The organism is Ancylomarina euxina (assembly GCF_003863355.1).
Classification (GTDB): Bacteria; Bacteroidota; Bacteroidia; order Bacteroidales; family Marinifilaceae; genus Ancylomarina; species Ancylomarina euxinus.
Map to the genome: position 1 here is coordinate 21,729 of NZ_QQWG01000017.1, position 21,368 is coordinate 43,096.

The 21,368-nt window shown below is 35.2% G+C and carries 14 protein-coding genes; 13 read left to right on the top strand and 1 reads right to left on the bottom strand.

Annotated features, from left to right (window positions below):
- Positions 1–14: 14 nt before the first annotated feature.
- Together DWB61_RS14105 and DWB61_RS14110 are read left to right on the top strand one after the other, a co-directional pair.
- Complete coding sequence (locus DWB61_RS14105) at positions 15–2,261, top strand: TonB-dependent receptor (RefSeq protein WP_125031556.1); 2,247 nt, start codon at positions 15–17, stop codon at positions 2,259–2,261.
- 78 nt (positions 2,262–2,339) lie between these two features.
- A complete protein-coding gene (locus DWB61_RS14110; RefSeq protein ID WP_125031557.1) occupies positions 2,340–2,654 on the top strand; it encodes a heavy-metal-associated domain-containing protein in 315 nt (104 codons plus the stop codon).
- 133 nt (positions 2,655–2,787) lie between these two features.
- On the opposite strand, the gene DWB61_RS14115 is transcribed toward DWB61_RS14110, so the two are convergent.
- Complete coding sequence (locus tag DWB61_RS14115) at positions 2,788–3,843, bottom strand: zinc metalloprotease (protein WP_125031558.1); 1,056 nt, start codon at positions 3,841–3,843, stop codon at positions 2,788–2,790.
- An 827-nt stretch (positions 3,844–4,670) separates the two neighbouring features.
- On the opposite strand from DWB61_RS14115, the gene DWB61_RS14120 reads away from it, so the two are divergent.
- The 11 genes from DWB61_RS14120 (at position 4,671) to DWB61_RS14170 (ending at position 21,246) form a co-directional block, all read left to right on the top strand.
- Complete coding sequence (locus DWB61_RS14120) at positions 4,671–5,051, top strand: VOC family protein (RefSeq protein ID WP_125031559.1); 381 nt, start codon at positions 4,671–4,673, stop codon at positions 5,049–5,051.
- Between the two features lie 107 nt (positions 5,052–5,158).
- Complete coding sequence (locus DWB61_RS14125; protein ID WP_125031560.1) at positions 5,159–6,805, top strand: diflavin oxidoreductase; 1,647 nt, start codon at positions 5,159–5,161, stop codon at positions 6,803–6,805.
- A gap of 202 nt (positions 6,806–7,007) precedes the next feature.
- The gene (locus tag DWB61_RS14130; protein ID WP_125031561.1) at positions 7,008–7,583 is read left to right on the top strand and encodes an RNA polymerase sigma-70 factor; all 576 of its coding nucleotides are present in this window, start codon (positions 7,008–7,010) and stop codon (positions 7,581–7,583) included.
- A gap of 393 nt (positions 7,584–7,976) precedes the next feature.
- Complete coding sequence (locus tag DWB61_RS14135; protein ID WP_125031562.1) at positions 7,977–9,170, top strand: FecR family protein; 1,194 nt, start codon at positions 7,977–7,979, stop codon at positions 9,168–9,170.
- 93 nt (positions 9,171–9,263) lie between these two features.
- Positions 9,264–12,902, top strand: coding sequence for a SusC/RagA family TonB-linked outer membrane protein (locus tag DWB61_RS14140; RefSeq protein ID WP_125031563.1), 3,639 nt, complete (start codon positions 9,264–9,266; stop codon positions 12,900–12,902).
- A 12-nt stretch (positions 12,903–12,914) separates the two neighbouring features.
- Positions 12,915–14,567, top strand: a complete 1,653-nt coding sequence (locus tag DWB61_RS14145) for a RagB/SusD family nutrient uptake outer membrane protein (protein WP_125031564.1) — start codon at positions 12,915–12,917, stop codon at positions 14,565–14,567.
- Between the two features lie 11 nt (positions 14,568–14,578).
- Entirely contained in the window at positions 14,579–15,715 is a 1,137-nt protein-coding gene (locus DWB61_RS14150) for a substrate import-associated zinc metallohydrolase lipoprotein (protein WP_158614431.1), read from the top strand.
- Between the two features lie 3 nt (positions 15,716–15,718).
- On the top strand, positions 15,719–17,191 hold the full coding sequence (locus DWB61_RS14155) for a DUF4302 domain-containing protein (RefSeq protein WP_125031566.1): 1,473 nt from the start codon (positions 15,719–15,721) through the stop codon (positions 17,189–17,191).
- 108 nt (positions 17,192–17,299) lie between these two features.
- A complete protein-coding gene (locus tag DWB61_RS14160; protein WP_125031567.1) occupies positions 17,300–18,961 on the top strand; it encodes an FISUMP domain-containing protein in 1,662 nt (553 codons plus the stop codon).
- Between the two features lie 445 nt (positions 18,962–19,406).
- Positions 19,407–19,967, top strand: a complete 561-nt coding sequence (locus tag DWB61_RS14165) for an RNA polymerase sigma-70 factor (protein ID WP_125031568.1) — start codon at positions 19,407–19,409, stop codon at positions 19,965–19,967.
- 79 nt (positions 19,968–20,046) lie between these two features.
- Positions 20,047–21,246, top strand: coding sequence for a FecR family protein (locus tag DWB61_RS14170; RefSeq protein WP_125031569.1), 1,200 nt, complete (start codon positions 20,047–20,049; stop codon positions 21,244–21,246).
- Positions 21,247–21,368: the final 122 nt, after the last annotated feature.

A 21,368-nucleotide genomic window follows, 5' to 3' on the forward strand; every position in this document is an offset into this window, starting at 1 on the left:
TAATATTATAGTATATGAAAAGGATATTAATTTTATTCCTTTCTCTAATTCCATTGTTTTCAGTTGCTGAAACTTTTGAAGGAAGAATTGTTGAAAAATTATCAAATAAAAAAGAAGCCCCATTGCCAGGTGCATCTGTATTTTGGAAAAACACAAGCACAGGAACAGCTACAGATGTTAATGGTCGTTTTACCATTGATAAATCTAATAAATCAGATATTTTAGTTGTTCAATTCGTTGGTTATGAAACCCGTGAAATTGAAGTCAAAAAGTTGGAAGGTGAAAATCTGGTGATTGAAATGTCACCTAATATTGAATTAAACGAGGTTGTTGTTTCTAAGCGTAGGGCGGGAACTGTTCTCGACAGAGAAAATCCCATTCAATCACAGAGTATAACAGGAGCTGAGCTTTGTAAAGCAGCTTGTTGTAACCTGGCTGAGAGTTTTGAAACCAACGCTTCGGTTGATGTCTCCTATGCCGACGCTGCCACTGGAGCGAAGTCAATTAAACTATTGGGGCTAACAGGGAAATATATTGAGATGATGACTGAAAAGAATCCCAATTTTAAGGGCTTGGCTTCAGTCTATGGTATGGTTTATGTCCCAGGTCCGTGGATGGAATCTATCCAGGTTTCAAAGGGTGTTGGTTCTGTCGTAAATGGTTTTGAATCGATTACGGGTCAAATTAATATTGAGTATCAGAAACCTCAAAATGCTCCAGTACTTTATTTAAATGGCTATACAAACAGTATGGGCATGTCAGAGGGAAACCTGATTTCAGGTGTTAAGTTTTCGGATAATTTATCAACATCGATCTTGGCTCATGGGCAGGACAATACAAAAGAAATTGATCACAATAATGATCATTTTCTTGATGATCCTATGGTGCGACAGTATAATATCGTTAACAGGTGGTATTGGAAACCCAATAAAGATTGGATTACTCAGTTTGGTGTTAAGTTTATCGATGAGCAAAGAATTGGTGGGCAGAAAGGCTATGACGAAAGTAAAACCAATGACTTGAATAATGCCTATCGTATTGATATTGATACACGTCGTTATGAGGCGTTTGCGAAAATTGGTTACGTTTTTCCAAAGAATGATGAAAGAAGTATCGCATTGATTACCAATTTCTCATCTCATGAGCAAAAGTCGTTTTATGGCTTGAAAAATTACGATGCAAACCAGAAGTATTTATATGCCAACTTGCTGTTTCAATCTTATATTGGAAATTTGAATCATAAATATACGGCTGGATTATCTTTTATTTATGATGATTTTAATGATAATTTATATAAAACGGTAAATAATCAGAATGAAATAAATCCATTTAAACCTAAAGGAACTAACCGTTCTGAGAAGATTGCGGGTGCTTATGCTGAGTATACCTGGTTACCATCAGATGAAATTACTTTGCAAGCAGGATTGAGATATGATCACAATTCAGTTTATGGTGGTTTCGTTACGCCCCGTTTACATTTCAGATATAATTTTGCTGAAGGTTCGACCCTTCGTTTAGCAGCTGGTAGTGGACGACGTACTGCAAACCCAATTGCTGAAAATAGTTTCCTTTTGGCTTCAAACAGAACATTTAATATTCAGGCCGATTTAGAGCAAGAGAAGGCATGGAATTATGGTTTGAGTGTAACCCAATATTTTAATTTGTTTGGTCAGGACTTTACGGCATCAGCTGATTTCTATCGCACTGAATTTCAGAATCAAGTTATCGTAGATGTTGACCAGAACATAAATGAAGTTAGTTTCTACAACCTGGATGGGCAGTCATTTGCCAATAACTATCAGGTTGAATTAAAATTTGAGCCAGTAGATCGTTTAGATGTGACAACTGCATTACGTTTTTCTGATGTAAAAGCGGATATTAATAACGAATTCCAAACCGTACCCTATGTGAACAGATATAAAGGCTTGGTAAACCTATCGTATTCAACAAATATGAATATTTGGCAGTTCGATTTTACAACACAGATTAATGGAGATATGCGCATTCCATCGGCTCCTGAAGAATTTATTCGACGTGAAAAATCTCCTGCTTATGCTATGCTAAATGCCCAAGTTACAAAGCGTTTCAAAATTTGGGAAGTTTATTTTGGAGCCGAGAACTTAGGTAACTACACACAAAAACACCCTATAATTGATGCAGGTGATCCTTTTGGAGGAAATTTTGATGCATCTATGATTTGGGGACCTATACAGGAACGTAAATTCTATTTAGGTGTACGTTTGACAATCGATAGAGATTAGATTTTATTATCATATAGATATTTAAACCATTGACTAACTGCCAAAGACCGAATGTCTGAAGCTTAAAAACAAATAAACATGAAAAATATAATCCAGAATTTAAAGAAGGCTACTCTGGCCATTGCAATCATTTTGTTTACAACAGCTGCTTTTGCTGAGAAACAAGAGCTGAAAAAAATTGAAACGGTTGTTTTTAATGTAGAGATGGATTGCCAGGGATGTGCTAAGAAAATTGAAAAAAGTATGCCATTTGAAAAAGGGGTTAAGAATTTACAGATTGATTTCGAAAATCAAAAAGTGACCTTAACTTATAAAACAAAGGCAACAACTAAAGAGGCTTTAAAAAAGGCAATTGAAAAACTGCATTTTAAAGTAACTGAAGTCAAACTTTAATACAGGAATAACATTATTCGAAAGCGGTTTTCTTCAATGAGAACCGTTTTTTTTGCCTAAGTCGATATATCTCACAAAAAAAGGCGCCATAAATGACGCCTTTAGATGAATTTTAATAAAGTATTAAGTCTTATTAGTTTACAAAGCTTTCTCTTGCTCCACCAGTACTAAAGATAGCTCTCATTCTATCATTCTGTCCATTGGTAAACATATACATGCAATTATCATCCACATAGTCCATATAATTCATGGTCATGTCATTCGTTTTACAATGTACAGTTGGGTATGAAGGACAACCATAGTTAGCTCTATCAGAACTAGGTGTATCAGCAACAAAGTCATCTTGTCTGCAACCACCATCACCCCAGATGTGACGTAAGTTTAACCAGTGACCTACTTCATGAGTAGCCGTTCTTCCGTGACCGTATTGGCCACCAGCAGGATTTTCACCAAAGTAATCGCTACCTATAACAACACCGTCAGTATCTAGTTCACCACCAGGAAATTGAGCATATCCTAAGATGCCACCACCAATTTCACATATCCAGAAATTCAAGTTGTTAGCAGGATCAGTTGCATCAATACCACCAAGGTTTGAATGCTTCATTGCATCATTAGTTCCCCAAGAAGTTTTAGTAGAAGCTTTTCTATTAATTGCTGCCACTACAAAAGTAATATCAACATCAGCTACTGCATTATTAAACTCATTAGGTACACCACCTGTACCAGGGTTCATATCATTATAGTCCTCATTTAAAATCGCAATTTGAGAATTAATGTGAGCCTGAGTTACAGGATGATTAGCATCCTCAAGAATGTTAATAATAACAGGTATTGTAATGCTTCCCTGGTATGGTGTTGGCGCTGGAGTTCCTCCACCACCTGGCTTACCTTTAGAGGTCGCGTTAGTGCTTTTTGCTGCAATTAGTTTTCTTGTATGTTTTTCTACATTAAACATACGATTTTCCAAACTAGGATTTTCTTTTAATTGTCTGTTTAATACCTTCATACTACCACACTGAGGACCATGTATGTGTCCTGACTTAGTAGTTTCTTCAGCAGTGTAAACATAGAAGTCGCTCATGTCTACAGCGATTTCTTCTTGGTCGGGTTTAATTTCATTAGCGTTGTTTTGGCAAGATCCTAGAACTAGGGCTAAACATGCTACTGAAAGAAAAATTCTTTTCATAATAAGTTAGTTTTGGGGTTAAAATTTAAATTAGGTTTATTAAAATCCGATCGAATATACATATAGTTTTTTAGAAAAAACAAATTAAGATGTTCATTTCTTATTAATGGATTCCTAGATTTCATCTGCAATAATTCTGTATTGTACTGTTTATGATGAGTGCGTGATGTTTATTTTTTTTTAATTATTTTTCAAATGTTAATAAAGTTTAAAATGGATTTGATTGAATTATACTTTTTGTGTGTGGATTCAATTTTTATTAATTAGGAGTTAATTGGGTTTTAAACTTTATGTTGGTGTAAATAGATGTTTATTGTTTGTGAATCGACTTTTATACTTGATTAATGGTTTGCTGCCTGATTCGTTTTATTATGTGTAATTAAAGAGTGTAACTATATGAGGTTTGTTTTAAATATTGTCTAATGAACAATATAAATTGATGATTTGATCGTTTAAAGCATTGTCAGTTTTGATTCTTGTTTTTCTAAATAAATGTTTTGATTGATTTAGATGCTTCTTTTTGTTTTAAAATATATGTGTGGAAATTGTATTTTAAGTATAATGTTTAATTAAATAGTTTCAAACGACATGTTAATTAACAATAAGTAATTTTATTGGTTGAAATTTAAGAAGGCGTAGTGTATTTTGAATTCTTTTATCTCTTTTTTATAAAATATACTATTTAATTATTCTTGAGATTGATTTAGGACTAAATCTTAATTATAGATTTGAACTATTAGTTTGATAGGGTTTTTGAATTGTATAAATTTATAGATCTTTTTAATCATTAAGTGGTCGTTTTATTCGAAACTAATTAAGACAAAATCATGAAAAAAGAAGATATACTTGGATTAAGAACAGTCGTATATAAAGTTGATAATCTTAATCAGGCTAAAGATTGGTATTCAAAAGCATTTGGAACTAAACCATACTTTGATGAGCCTTTTTATGTGGGCTTTAATATAGGAGGCTATGAGTTGGGGCTTTTGCCAGATGATAAACCCAAGGAAGAAAAAGGTGAAGGTGTCGTATCGTATTGGGGGGTAGAAGATATTGATTATGTCTTTAAAGAGATGATTAATTTAGGAGCAGGGGTGCATGAAAAACCAACTAATGTAGGAGGAGAGCTTATGGTTGCCAGTCTCATCGATCCATGGGGTAATATTATAGGTCTTATCTTTAATCCAGCTTTTAAGTTGAGTGATTGATAATTATTTTCTTGTTTTTATTTAGTTTGATTCCAAATACGAGTAATTAAGGATATCTTGTGATCGATTATAATACAAGATTTTTAATTCAATTTAGAATCATACAAATGACTTCATATATACTAAAGACAAAGCCTAAGGCTTTTTCTATACCAAATATCAAAGGCATATCATCTCCCATTACCATTCTTTATGGTGGGAAATCTGGTAATTCGGCATTTATTGCTGAACAGATGAGATGCCAATTCCAAACATATGAATTGGAGCCTGCTGTGTATAATATGGCTGAGTACGATGTAAATAATTTGGTGAATGAGAAATTCATTTTCATTGTTGTAAGTACGCGAGGGGAAGGAGATCCACCTGCTCAGGCTCAGCAATTTTATAAATATCTTTTTGGATCAAAAGCTCCCAAACTCCCTAATCTGACTTTTTCGGTTTGCGCCCTTGGTGATTCAAGCTATCAGTATTTCTGCCAGGCAGGAAAAGATATCGATATGAAATTAAAAGCGCTTGGTGCAAATCGATATTCAGGATTAGTGACATGTGATTTGGCTTTCAATTCTAAAGCTGAAGAATGGGCATCTAATTTGATCAATAAATTCCAGAATAGATGTAATGGTGATAGCCTTGCTCTGAAATTTGGTCCTAATTCGATTGGACCAACTTTTACGCTTAGGGTCAAAGATAAATACCGAATCACGGGTGAGCAATCAGCTAGTGAAATTCATCATCTTATTCTACAAACTGATCATCCCGATTTCACGTATCAGCCTGGTGATTCCATTTCTATTAAACCCAAGAATCCATACTCTTTAGTGGTTAGAATCATGATTAAACAGGACTATACGCCTGATCTGATTGTAAAATACAAGGAAAAGAATAAGAGTATTGAAGAGTTGTTAGCTGTGAAATTGGAACTCACGAAATTAGGTGAAGATGTATTGAGAGCCTACCAAATATACACGGGTGATGAGAACCTGAAAGAGCTTCTGGAACATAAAGAAGACCTGTTTGACTATCTTAAGCAAGCTGATGTTTATGATATGCTTTGTGATTTTCCCAGTCAGATTGAAGCAAGCAAATTATCTCAAATTCTCACTAAGATTCAACTTAGAGAATATTCAATATCTTCCAGTTTAAGTGAGACTCCTAATGAGGTTCATCTAACAGTGAAGCAATACAATTATTCAGCTTTTGAACGTGAACGCACAGGGGCTTGTTCATCCTATATTAATAAGGGCTTGCAAATTGATTCCAGTCTTAAGATTCAGGTTATTCCTAATGAAGAATTCCGCCTGCCTGACGATGAATTACCTATTATCATGATTGGTTCTGGAACCGGAATCGCACCCTATATGTCTTTTCTTAAAGAGAGAAGGGCAAGAGTTGCAAGTGGTGATAATTGGTTGATATTTGGAGAAAAACAAGAAGAATATGACTTCCTCTATCAGAATGAAATTGAGTCTTTAAAAGCCGAAGGTATATTAACACGATTAGATCTGGCCTTTTCTCGTGATCAGGCTGAAAAGATATATGTGCAAGATCGTCTAAAAGAAAAAGGGAGAGAGATTTTTGATTGGCTTGAAAAGGGCGCCCATCTTTTTATCTGTGGTTCCATTGCTATGGGTAAAGATGTTAAGCGAAACCTGATTGAATTGATTCAAAAAGATGGTATTATGGATGAAGTCCAAGCTTTGGCTTATTTTGAACATCTTGAGAATGATTCGCGATATCACGAAGATGTGTATTAAGTCGTTTTATGTTGATTAGTTTTAAATAATATTCAAGTATCTATTTATAGTGGTTTTATATGTGTGATTTTGGATTCTTTTTCATCGATCCTATTTCTTTGCTGTTTGAAAAGCTTAGTGTATACTAATAATAAAATTTGCATTTATTTACTTTTCTTCTACATTTGTCATTACTCAAATTTTTGCCACAAAGTATAATTGAATGATCGAGCAAGCAGGGACGATAGATATTCGCAAAATTGATTTCAGGAGTATTTTTGATAAGTACTTTCCTTCCTTGTGTGTATTTGCCAATAGATTTGTGAATGATGAAGATCTGTCAAAAGATATGGTGCAGGATGTTTTTCTTAAAGTGTGGAATTCAGCTACAGAATTTGAGTCGGAGAAATCTTTAAAAGTCTATCTTTATTTGGCAACTAAGAATACCTGCTTCGATTTTTTAAAGAAAGAAAAACGAAAGAAACAAAGAGGTGATTTAAATACCGATTTATTGAATGATGATTTTTTTCTGAATGACGATAGTGTTATTCTAGATATCATTAGGGAAGAGACTTACCGTCAGCTTGAAGAAGCCATTGAATTATTGCCAGAAAAAGCAAAGGAAGTGGTACGCCTCAATTTAAAATCCTTAACAAATCAGGAAATTGCTGATGAGTTAAATATTTCAATAAATACGGTTAAAACACATAAGTTGAATGCCTTTAAGAAACTTCGTGAACTTTTAGGTCATCAGTTTGTTGTATTTCTTCTGATCGATTTTTATCAATTCCTCGAATAATAGTCATCTCAGTTTTTTTATAGTAACAGATGTGTTGATAAATTTTGTTGTTATTATATGATTGCTTTTAACCATTTTATTAAAAATCGGTGTCCTTTCTTTATACTGATTAATAGTCTTTAGCATAATCCGAATTCCCTTTGTAAGTTCAATTTAAACTTAGTTGAGTATGAATGATCTGATCAGTTCTATTCAAGTAAGAGATTGGTATGTGATTTTTTTTCAGAAAGATTGGTTTAGTGTTTGGGCCTGATATTTAGAGTGTTAGTTTTTGATTGAGTTTGGCTAGGATAAAAAAATGAAAAAAAGATTTAGATGACCCACCCAGGCTTTAGATTTTGTCGTCTGTAGAATACAAGTAAAGAATAAAACTACTTGAAATTATTATTTAGTATGAAGAAGATATCTGAAAAGATAGAAATAAGTGAATTGCTTTCTCGGTTTTTGGGAATAGGTCTTGATATCAATGAGCAGGCTCAACTTGATCATTGGTTGAAGGAAGATGAGGCACATCAAAGTTTATTGGATAATCTATTAAGTACAAAGGAGAGAGAAAAGCGTCTTGAACTGATTGAGCGTATTAATCTTGACTATGAGTGGAAGCGTTTTCAGAAGAATAGTGCTCCAAAAACAATTTCAATGCCTAAAAGATGGCTTGAAATTGCTAGATATGCCGCTGTTATTGTTCTTCCTATGTTAATAGCGGGTTATTTACTTTTTCAAAATTACAATGCCAATCAGTTCGCGGCAAATTTTCCTGTGATAGAGCCAGGCACTCAGACTGCACATTTGGTGTTAAGTAATGGGAAAAGAATCGCATTGGATGATATGGCTTTGCGCATGAAGGAAGCGAATAATGAAGTGATCATTGAAAATAAAGAAAGAACTCTGAATTACACTTCAGTAAATGATAAAACAAAAATACAATCGACAGTCTTCAATGAATTGTTGATTGGAAAAGGAGAGGAGTATCAATTAGTTTTATCTGATGGTACACGTGTTTGGCTGAATTCAGAAAGCCGCTTGAAGTTTCCTGTTCAGTTTGCAAATAACAGGCGTGAGGTTATTCTCGAAGGGGAAGCCTTTTTTGAAGTGACTAAAAATCCGAATGCTCCTTTTGTTGTGAAAACGGGTCCCATGGATATAGAAGTTTTGGGAACATCATTTAATGTCTCAGCTTATAAAGATGAGGCAAGTATTCAGACCACACTTGTGGAAGGAAAAGTGAAGGTGTCATCGAATATTGGACAGCCGATGGAACAGATACTGAAACCCAATGAACAGGCTGTTTTTTCTAAATCGAATAATCAATTTGAAATTGTTGAGGTTAATGCTGCTTTATATGCATGTTGGCGCGAAGGCATTTTCGTTTTCGATGAGGAAAATCTCGACGATATTTTACGAAAATTATCCAGATGGTATGATATTAACGTGTTTTTTAAATCAGAAGAAGTACGGGCTTATCAGTTTTCTGGAAAATTACCTCGATTTAAGAATTGCAACGAATTATTGGATATGATAGAGAAAACAACTGATGTTCAGTTTACAATGAAAGAAAACAGAACTGTAATCGTGAATAAGAAATAAAAAAAAATACCGAGATATAGTACCAGTATATCTCGGCTATTTAGAGAAAGCATCCATAATGGATGATATGTGAACCCTAAACCTTACAAATCTATGAAAAAAATGCTTCTTTTGCGAATTCCCGTTTTTGGGGGAATTCGGAGGAAATGGCTCTTTGCTATGAAAAACTTTATTCTTCTATTTTTTGTGTTCAGTTTAAACCTGAATGCCAATATAATGTCGCAGGCTCGTGTTAGTCTGGATTTAACCGATGTGAATATTAAAACCCTGATTAATGAGATTGAATCTCAGACTGAATTGGGTTTTTTATACAACTTAAATGAAATTAAGGGTGTAAACAATATTTCTGTTGAAGCCAATGAGGAAACCGTAAAGGAAATCCTTGATCGTGTATTGGAGAATACGGGATTGACTTATGAATTGGATAGGAATGTCATCGTAATTAAGCCTAACCCAATACCAGTACAAAGTCAAGACGAGGGTAAACGAAAATTGATTGGTACAATTACCGACGATACAAAGGTAACTTTACCTGGAGTTTCAATCGTGGAGAAAGGAACTAGTAATGGGGTTTCTACTGATTTTGATGGGAATTTCTCACTAGAAATACCAGAGAATGGCAGTATAACTCTTCTCATCTCTTTTATAGGAATGGAATCTCAAGAAGTTGTTGTGACTAATCAGGAGCGATTAGATATTGTTATGTCTAGTAGCTCGGAGCAATTAAACGAGGTCGTTGTCACAACGGGGTATCAGAAAATTGATCGTAAGTTGTTTACAGGGTCGGCTCAGAAATTAAACGCTGATGATATTAAAGTAGAAGGTGCACCAGATATTACCTCCTCATTACAAGGTAAAGCTACCGGTGTACAGGTGAGTAATGTATCATCTACTTTCGGTGCTGCACCTGTTATTACAATTCGTGGTAATTCATCCATTAATGGTAATAATAAGCCACTTTGGGTTGTTGATGGTGTTGAGCTTGAGGATCTTGTCGAGGTGAGTGCTGATGATTTAACATCGGGTAATCTGACGACACTTTTAAGTTCAGGAGTTGCAGGTTTAAATCCAGAAGATATTGCTGATTTTCAGATTTTGAAGGATGTATCTGCTACAGCTCTTTATGGTGCTAAAGCGATGAATGGTGTGATTGTAATTACAACCAAGCAGGGGAAAGAAGGGCGCATGAGTGTGAATTACACCGGGAGTGTGTCTATAAAAGACAAACCTCAGTATTCTAATTTTGATATCATGGATTCTGGTTCAGAGATGTCGGTTTATCGTCAGTTATCTGATTATGGATGGGTTGACATGACTACTGTTGCTCGCGCTGAGAATTTTGGAGTACTTGGTAAAATGTACGATGGAATCAACAACGGAACAGTAGGATGGGGACCTAATGGTGGTTTGAATGAAAATTTTCTGGAGCCTTATGGTAAAGCAAATACCGATTGGTTTGATCACCTATTCCAAAATGGAGTGACTCAACAGCATTCTTTTAGTTTGTCTGGTGGAACAAAAAATAGTTCTTACTATGCATCGATGTCTTACTATAATGATGCAGGTTATACCATTGCTGATAATGTTGATAAGTATACGGCTGCTTTAAGATTGCAATTTAAACCTACCGATAAATTATCTGTTGGAATTAAGTTGTCAGCCAATGTTCGTGATCAGAAAGTTCCAGGGACTAAAAATAGATCCTTCGATGTGATGACTGGTGAATATACCCGTGACTTTGATATCAACCCATTCTCGTATGCTTTAAACTCAAGTAGAAGTATGAGAGCATATGATGATAAAGGGGATTTGGAATATTTTCGTAGAAGCTTTGCTCCTTTTAATATTATTCATGAGTTAAGAAATAACTTTGTTAATGTAGAAGTGAAGGATATTACTTTTCAAACTGACTTAGAGTATGCTTTAACTAGTAAGATAAATCTAAGATCAACCTTTCAAATGCGCCGTGCAACAACAATGCGCGAACACAAAATTCACGAAACATCGAATCAAGCAGAAGCTTATAGAGCGGATGGTACACAGTCGATTATTGATGCCAATAAATTGCTTTTTAAAGACCCTGCCAATCCGAACTCAAATGCTTATTCAATTTTACCTGAGGGAGGTTTCTTAAATGTTAGTAACGATAGGTTATCGCACTATTACATTAGAAATAGTTTTGATTGGAGTCCTAGACTTGGCGAAGATCATATTATGAATATATTTCTTGGTAATGAGGTGAATATTACAAACCGTGAAGGCTTTGGTAAAGATATCTGGGGAATTTCATACGATAAGGGTGGTGTTGTGAGTACACATCCAGACTTACAAAGATATTTGAATGCTCTGGGCCAAGGTAATTTTCCAACGAGTTTACGAAAAGATAGAAGAGCCTCTGTGTTTACTACAGCTGCTTATACCTATCAGGGTAAATATATTGTGAATGGTTCGTTCCGCTATGATGGATCCAATCAGTTGGGTGAGAGTACTTCTGCTCGATTCTTGCCATCTTGGACAGCTTCTGGAGCATGGAATATTCATGCTGAATCTTTTATGGAAGATGTCACTTTTGTTAATCATTTAAAAACAAAAGCATCTTATGGTTATAATGGTATTATGGGACCTAATACGTCTGCAGCCTTAGCTATGTTTTCAGGTCAAACTCTTCGTCCTACTGATAATGAGACTTATTATTATGTCGCAGCTTTAGATAATGAAGATCTAACCTGGGAGAAGATGTATGAGTTGAACTTGGGTATTGATTTCGCCTTGTTTAATAATAAAATTGCTGGTGAAATTGGATATTACAACAGAAAATCGATCGACCTTATTGATGTGGTAAGTACTTCAGGTGTTGGTGGACATCAACTAAAGTATGGTAATATTGGTGATATGAAATCGCATGGTTGGGAATTCATGTTGAATACGACTAATATTAAAACGAATGATTTCTCGTGGACAACTAACTTTAACTGGAATTACCACACAAGTGAAATTACGAAATTGGAAAATACGGCTTCTATTTCTGAAGCAATTTCTAATATTGGTGTTCCTTTAAAAGGTTATTCTCATCGTTCTTTGTTTTCTGTACGTTTTGCCGGACTTGATTCAAAAGGAATTCCAACTTTTTATGGTGAAAACGATGAGGTTGTGTATGATATTAACTTACAGAATAGAGAAGATATTACTAAAGTTCTTAAGAATGAAGGTTCTCTTGCTCCTAAGTTTTATGGTGGACTAACCAATAATTTTAAATACAAAAATTTCACTCTAGGCGTAGGGATTGTATACAAGTGGGGTAACGTTATTCGATTGGATGATGCCTTTAAGCCTAACTACACCGATTATGATTCTTTTTCTAAAGAGTTGGCTAATCGTTGGATGATTCCTGGTGATGAAACAAGAACGAATATACCTGCTATACTTGATAAAAGAACTTATGATGAGTTAGGAGAGAAAAACGCCTACAGTTTGTATAATAAGAGTACTGAACGTGTAGCTAAGGGCGATTTTATTCGTCTTAAAGATGTCAGCTTACGTTATCAGATTTCTCCTAGTGTATTGAATAAGATAAATCTGAAGTCCGGATCTCTTTCTTTCCAGGCAAGCAATTTATGTCTGCTGTATTCTGATGATAAACTAAATGGTATCGATCCTGAATTCTATTCTTCAGGGGGAGTTTCTATGCCAACATCAAGAATGTACACTTTTACTTTAAACCTTGGATTTTAATATTGTAGAGCTATGATAGATAGAATAAAAATATTGATTCTTGTATTAGGCGTATTTACCCTATCAGGTTGTGATGATTTTTTCGATACAGTACCTGACTCAAGAATAGAACTTGATGATATTGATGATGTTGCTGAGTTAGTGACGAATGCATATCCAGCAGGAAGTTACTTGTTTTTAGAAGGAATGACTGATAATGTAGGTGCAGTTCCTAGTAATATTCAGCTGACTCAAATGGAGGAGGCTTACAATTGGCAAACAATTAGTATGGAAGGACAAGATACGCCTTCATACTTCTGGGCTAATGCTTATAATGCGATTGCACATGCTAATCAGGCTTTAAAATCCATTGAGAAGATGGATGGTGATAAAGCGAAAAAAGATGCTGTAAAGGGAGAGGCCTTATTGTGTAGAGCCTATTCTCACTTTATGTTGGTGAATATGTTTGGTAAACACTATGATCCTACTACAGCAACAAGTGATTTAGGTGTTCCTTATATCAAAGAACCTGAAATGACTTTATTGGTCTCTTATAATAGAGAAACTGTAGAGAAGACCTATGATTATATCGAAGAAGATATGCTTGAAGGTTTATCTTTAGTATCGAACGATTATTACAAGAACACAGGTAAATACCATTTTAACAGAGAAGCTGCACTAGCCTTTGCCTCTCGTTATTATTTGTATAAAGGCGATTATGGCCAATGTTTACACTTTAGTAAGCAACTTTTAGGTAATACCTATAATGAAGCCTATGTTAGAGATTATAAAGCTGTATTAGCTGGTCAAGGACCAAAGGGTAGGGCTCAGGTATTTTCGAATCCTGAAGATCCATCTAACCTTTTGATTATTCGTAAAAAGTTGGGATATCAGTTGTATTTCCAGTTTGGTTATAGAATGACTCAGAATATTGCAAGTAGATTATACTTAGGAGATAGTAGATCCTTAAACATGTGGGGAGCTAATGCTGATCAATCAGCAGTTTATCAATCTAAATATGAGTCCTTAGTGAAAAGAGCATCTCTAACCTCTAATTCAGGACTACCTTATACCGTTCAGCCTGTATTAAGGGGCGAAGAGGTCATGTTTAATATGATGGAATCATTAATGGCTTTAGGTGATTTAGAGACTAATCTTGAAGAGCAAAAGTTGATGGATCATCAGGCTGCATCCTTTTTTAATAATTTTTTGGTAGAGAGATGGAATGGTCCGAAAACGGCCCCGGCCTTATCGGATCCAGACACCTATTTCTTTGATGAGTTTATTGGTGCTTATCGCCGTGTATACCCTGATTTATATCCTGATTATACTCGCAATAAGGCTTATAATAAGTTTTTAGCTGATGGTTCTTTAAATCCTGACTTTGATCAAGTTATAAAAGATGAGATGGATGAGAAAATTAGACTTGATAATAGAGTTATTTTGAGTTTGCTTATTCAGCTTGAACGTCGACGTGAATTTGCTGAAGAAGGATTAAGATGGTTTGATATAAAACGTCTTAAACTTGAAGTTATTCATCAAAATGTATCAGGAGTAACGGATATTCTTAAAGCTGATGACCCGCGAAAGGTATTGCAAATTCCACAAGCCGCTATTTCTACAGGTATTGAGGAAAATCCAATTGAGACACCTGCTCCGGTTGCAGAAAAATTAGTAAGACTTTAATCATGACAACTATGAAGATTAATAATAAAATATTATTCATGTTCTTGGCTGTACTCACCCTTTTCACTTCTTGCGATAAGGATGATGAGCTGAACTATGAAAAAAGAGAGATAGTGGAATCTACAGATGAGATTGACCTATTTATGAAAGACCATTTTCTGGATAAATACAATTGCGCTATTCGTTGGAAATGGGACGATAAGTTTGTTGCTATTGATTATTACGTTTCTCCCCCAATGAGAGAAGTGGTGATTAAAACAGCTGAAATGGTAGAGGATTTTTGGGTGAACCCATTTATTGAGAGTTCAGAAGGAGGTAAAGCCTTTATCGAAAAGAATTTTCCTCCGGAAATCGTCTTTATTGGCTCTGAAATACTGAATCAAAATGGAACTGAAACTTTGGGATTTGCTGAAGCTGGTGTTCGTATTACTTTAACGGAAGTGAATCAGTTTGACCTTAAGGACGAAAAATGGTTGAAAACTCAGTTACACACTATCCATCATGAGTTTACGCATATTGTGCATCAAACTTATAAATTACCTAATGGCTTTGAAAAAATTTCAGGATCATTCTATTCTGGAAACTCATGGACGACATTAGTCGATTACCAAAAAAATGCAAAAGGTGAAGTTTTGCGTGATGAAGATGGTGAGCCAATTTTTGATCATTCACCTGCAATAAAAAGAGGAGTCACTACTGCTTATGGCACAACCAACGAGTTTGAGGATTTTGCGGAATTGGTTTCAAATTTCATTATTACTGATGCTGATGAGTTTAATGATACATACTTACCTGTATCTGATGCAGAGATTCAAGAAGCAGTACTGAAGGTTTATAATGAAATTATTGCAGCTACTACTGAAGAAGTTATAACCATTAAAATGGAAGCTTTTTATGCTGCATATCTAGAGGGGAAATCTATTGAAGAATGTCAGGCTGCTGGCGACAAAGCGGTAAGCGAATATGCCATTAAAAAGAGTGTTGAAAAATCAGATGAATTGAGAGCTTTGAATTCTGGAAAGATTATCATTAAAGAGAAGTTGGAAATGACTAAAGCGTATTATCAAAATAACTTTGATGTTGATCTGGAGAACTTGAGAGATATTGTTCAGGAAAGAATTGTTAACGCACAAAAAGGGGAGGAATAGGCTATGAAAAATATATTTTCGTTTGTATTACTATCGTTAGTTATCACTTTTTCTGCATGTACTGATGAGTTTGAGAATACTTTTGATAAGAGTTTAGAAGAACGAGTTGCAGAACTTAATACCAATCAAGTTGACATTTTAGCAGATGCTGAGTACGGTTGGATAGGTTACTATAGCTCTGTAGAGACGATGGGTGCCTGGCCAGTATTAATGAATTTCACCAAAGATGGTTGGGTGAAGATCAAAAATCAGATAGTTGAAATACCCGATGAATATGGTAAGTTATTTACTGTGATTCCAGGCTTATCAAACGAGTTGAGTTATAATGTGAATACAACACAAACAACAAATTTGGTTTTCGAATCAGGTTGTGTATTTAATGCCTGGCATGCTATAAAAGTGAACAAACCAACTGCCAATGGAGGTAGCGTTGCAGCTCCTCTAGGTGGAGGTGAGTTTCAATTTATCATTAAATCAGCTAAGCCAGATTGTGTCATTCTTGAGAGTTTGACAGACAAAGGTGAATTCAAAACCGAATTGATTTTGAGAAAAGCCAAGGAAGAGGATTGGTTTTTTGATCAAGATAAAACGGCTGAGATGAAGCGTGTTCTTACTGATGGTGCAACCTCTGATAAATATTTCAGAGCAATCTCTATTGAAGGAAAAGATTTTCAGGGACACTTAAGAGTTGATTCTGATTTTCGTATGGCCACTTTTGATTATCTGGATAAGGATGTGATCAAAAGTATTCCTCGTAGAATTGCCATTACCAATGATGGTTTTGTTTTAATGGATTCTTTGAGAATTGATGAGACAACTCAAGTTGCTAAATTTATTTACAATCAGGAAAATGATACCTATACCTCAGAAGATAATGGTGTGAAAACAAAGATTGAATATTCTAATCGTCCAGGTATTATTTATTTCCCATTTGTTGATGAATGGGGAACAAAAAATGGTGAGAATGTTGATTGTACAATGGATTATTCTGTTTGGAACTTATACAATGGTATTGTTTCTAATGATTTCTATAAGTTATGTAAGACTGTTGCTTTATCTGATGGCTTAAGAAATATCGATTTCTACATGAATAATGAGAAGAATCCTAGTGGTTCTCCAACAACCATTACGCTCAAATACAATAAGTTGGTTTTACCTCCATTTGGATATAGAAATATAAACGTAGATATTCCAGTAGAAGTTATTAGAAAAGAAAAGACTAGTGTCACTTTTAAGCTTAAAGATGACTACAGAAAAGCTTTTGAAGCTGATATCGAGAATGTAGAATTGATAGATCCTGAAAGTGCCAGTGAGCTGATAGAAGTTTTGACTGATGAACAAGGCTTTTATTTACTTCCAGATATTTATCAATCAGGTTCGGGTGAACCTTATCAGGTTGTCTTATTAATTAGTGTTGCTAATCCTGAAATTAGATTTGTAACAGAATATTTAGAATTCCTAAAATCAACAAAATAAGATAAATCCTCTCTTTTTTTTAATTGAGAATGACTTTATACGGTATAGCTAAAACTGTGTGATGCAGCGATAGCTATACCCAATTAACTAACCTAATAATTATAAAGAATGAAAAACCTTTGGAAATTTTCCCTGATCGCTCTGGCGATATTAAGTATCGTATCTTGTGAGGACGATGATGCCAAAAACATGGAACCTACAATCCCTACAACATTGAGCCCAGCTAATGAGGCCGTGAATGTTGCAAAAACAATTACTTTAAATTGGAAGACTAGTGAGGATCCTGAGAAAACAATGGTGAAGTATACTTTGTTTGTTGGAACAAAGGCTGAGTTGACTGATGAAGATATCAAAGCAAAAGATTTAGCTGAAACAGAATATGAAATTACCTTAAATGGACATACCACTTATTTTTGGAAAGTTGTTGCTAGGGATGCTGAAGGATTAGCTGCAGAAAGTGCTGTCTTTTCTTTTACCACAGACAATAGTGCACCAGCTAAATCTGTTGGATCTTTCCCTGCACATGAGGCTGCTGATGTTGCAAAAACAGTTGCATTTGCATGGACTGCAGCTACTGATGCAGATGGCGATGCCATTAAGTATGATTTATTCGTGGCTGAGACTAATGTTTTTGCTGATGCAGATAAAAAAGCAAGTGAAATTGCTGAGAATACTTTCGAAGTAGAGGCTTTAAAAGCTCATATGCAGTATTTCTGGAAAGTTGTTGCTAAGGATGCTCAAGGTGTAAGTGTTGTATCTGATGTGTATTCTTTTACAACTGTAAATGCATTGCCAACAAAATCTGAAATTACTGAGGTTGTTGAGACTTTAGAAAATGAAAAGATCAACCTTTTGGTGAAATGGACAGCTTCAACTGATGCTGATGAAGATGAAGTGAAGTATGATTTATATGTATCTGCTGATGATGTTTTTGAAGCTGCTGATATCGTGGCTGCTGATATAAGCGAAACTGAATATACGCTTGAAGATGCTTCTGGTTACACGAATTATAGTATTAAAGTTGTAAGTAAAGATGGTGTAGATGCTGTAAGTACTGAGACTAAAATGCACAAGACTCAAATGATTGAAGGGGAAATTTATCTTGAAGAAGGTACATTTACGGATACACGTGATAATCACGAATACAAAACAGTGACGATTAATGGAACCACTTGGATGGCAGAAAATTTAGCTTACTTACCATACTTTGTTAATGATACTCAGGATGAGAAAAAGTGTTCTGTTTATGGTGCACCAATTGTTAAGCCTCAGATTGGTGGTGAAACTTGGACAATGCCTACTCTCGAAGAGGCTAAAGCTCACGAGAATTTTGCCAAATATGGTGTGATGTATTCTGCATATATGTTGGAAGATCTTGCTCCTGAAGGATGGCATGTTGCTACTGATGAAGAGTGGATGGAATTAGAATTGATCAGTGGTATGTCACAATCTGATGCTGATTATTATGGAACTTCGTATAAGGGAGAAACCCTTCATAAATTTTTGAGTACCGATGCAGGTTGGACGAATGCTACTGTTCCTACAAATGAATTGAAATTAAATATTAAACCAGGTGGTTATAATAAAGTTTTGGAAGATGCAGGAGAAATGAAATATACTTATTTCTGGTCTAATTCATTTGTAACCAGTTGGTCAGGTTCTAAAGCATATTTAGCCAGAGCATTTTCAGGGACTAAATCAGGTATACAAAAAAATACAAAATCGAGTACATATAGAATGTACGTTCGTTTGGTAAAAGATAGTGATTAGGTATGTTTTGACTTTTGTTCTCCATTGATAAAATAATATCCTTTTGATTATCTCAAATCAGAATAAGGAGAACTGTTTTAAGTCTGTTTAGTTGTAAAGTAAAAATCCCAGTCTGTACAGGCTGGGATTTTTTATGCTTTAATACAGTCTAATAAAATGTGTTTTTTTTTATTGAATTAGTATAGGCATAATGTGCTATTGTGATCGGATCTTTTATATTAATCTCATTTTTATTTTATGAATTGTATTGAATTTTAGTAAAATCGTATTTCGCTGTACTATAGTTTATTCGTAGGTGTTGTCTGTTTGATTAATCTTGAGTTTGGTTCTGTAATTGATCCACGTGAGGAGGAGCTGATTTGGACAGAAGAGAAAAAATACACTATTTTTAGGTCCAGAATTTTATATTCCGAAAACTAACCAAAGGCAAAAAAATAATAAACGGATGCGCCCCAACTCCGATAAAACTATTTTAGTCGACTCTCAGGAAACATTGAGCTATAATGCTCTGTTTAATGAGATGTATGCTGGTTTGTGCTTGTTTGCCGAACGCTTTCTGATCGTTTCAGCCGATGGAGAAGATTTGGTACAGGAGGTCTTTGTGAAGCTATGGGATAAGTTTGAAGATTTTGATGCTTTGAATGCTATAAAGGCTTACCTCTATCAATCCACCCGAAATGCTTGTCTGAACCAAATTCGTCATGAGAAAGTGAAGCGGAAATACGAGGCAGAACAAGTACATCAACTTGAATCAGAAACCTTTTTTCTTCAGCAAGTTGTCGAAGAAGAGGGACAGAGGTTGATTGCACAGTCTATTAGTGAATTGCCAGCACAGTGTCGAAAGATACTACTCCTTAGCATGAACGGTCTTAAAAATAATGAGATTGCTGATGATTTGGGCATTTCTGTCAATTCTGTAAAGACTCAAAAGGCTATTGCCTATAAAAACCTCCGCTTAAAACTGCAAAATATCTTCGATATTATCATGTTGATCAGTGGCTTATAGCTTTATTGTTTTTTTTTTCGTATTTTCTTTTCACCCTATTTGTTAACCAGGGTGTTCTTATAAGACAAGAGGGAAAAAAATGGAAGAAACAAAAAAACATATCATACTTGCCGAATTATTAGCTAAAGAAATTGCAAATAAGCTTACTGAGGATGAAAAGGAGCAGCTGAATCTCTTTTTATCCGATGAAAGTCAGGCACATCTGATTGCATCAGCTCGAAAATCGATGGTCGATCAAGCGAAACTAAATCGCTATAAGGCATTCGATGTAGAAGCTGCCCGCCAAAAAATTGAATGGAAGATCAACTTTCGTAAAAAGAATAGAAGAATTCGATTAATGAATTTTGTTCGTTATGCGGCTATTATAAGCTTACCAATTGCTCTGGCAGGCTGGTTGATTTATACATCGGTATTTGTGAATGGACCGCAAATCGCTCAGGCACCTATCGAAATTAAACCTGGAGGTTCTAAAGCCATGCTATATCTTTCTGATGGAAGAGCTGTTGATTTGGAGCGAAAGAATGAAAATCACATTAAAGAAACTGATGGCTCTCTTATTTTAAAAGACAGTACAGGTCTTAACTATACCATTCAGCCTTATGAGATCAAGGAAGCCAAAATCCATGAAAATGTGGTGGTGACCCCTGCCGGAGGCGAGTATCAGCTTACCCTGTCGGATGGGACTAAGGTTTGGATGAATGCGCTTTCTGAGATTCGTTACCCTGTTAAGTTCTCTGGCAATACGCGTAAGGTAACCGTATCGGGAGAGGTACTTTTCGATGTTGCAAAAAATAAGGATAAGCCCTTTTATGTGAGTGTAGGTGATATGGATATCAGGGTATTGGGAACTCAGTTTAATGTGATGGCCTATCCTGATGAGGAAAATATTGAGACCACATTGATTGAAGGTGCGGTGCGTTTGATGGGACAAAACCTGGATGGCAGTCACAGCAGTGTTGATTTAACACCCGGGCATAAGGCTGATTTCAACCGGGCAACAAAGTCTGTTGACGTCAAGGCAGTGGATACCGACGTGTATACCTCATGGCGAGATGGAAAGTTTGTGTTTCAGAGCGAACCCTTAGATGATATTATGCGTAAAATGGAAAGGTGGTATAATGTAAAAGTATTTTTTGAAAATCAGGATCTGAAAGATCTTCGCTTTAGTGCCAGACTGAGCCGTTATGGCGATATAGAGGATATTCTATATAAAATGGAGCAAACAACCCGTGTGAAATTTATTATAAAGGATGATCATGTCATTATCAGGAGGAGATAAGATCAAAAATAGCTCATACTAATCTTGAGTATTATACATCTGGAACTATTAAATAACACTTTATTCATTTGGCTTTATAGCCATTTAATACTTTAAAAATAAACTAAAAAAAAACAGGAAAT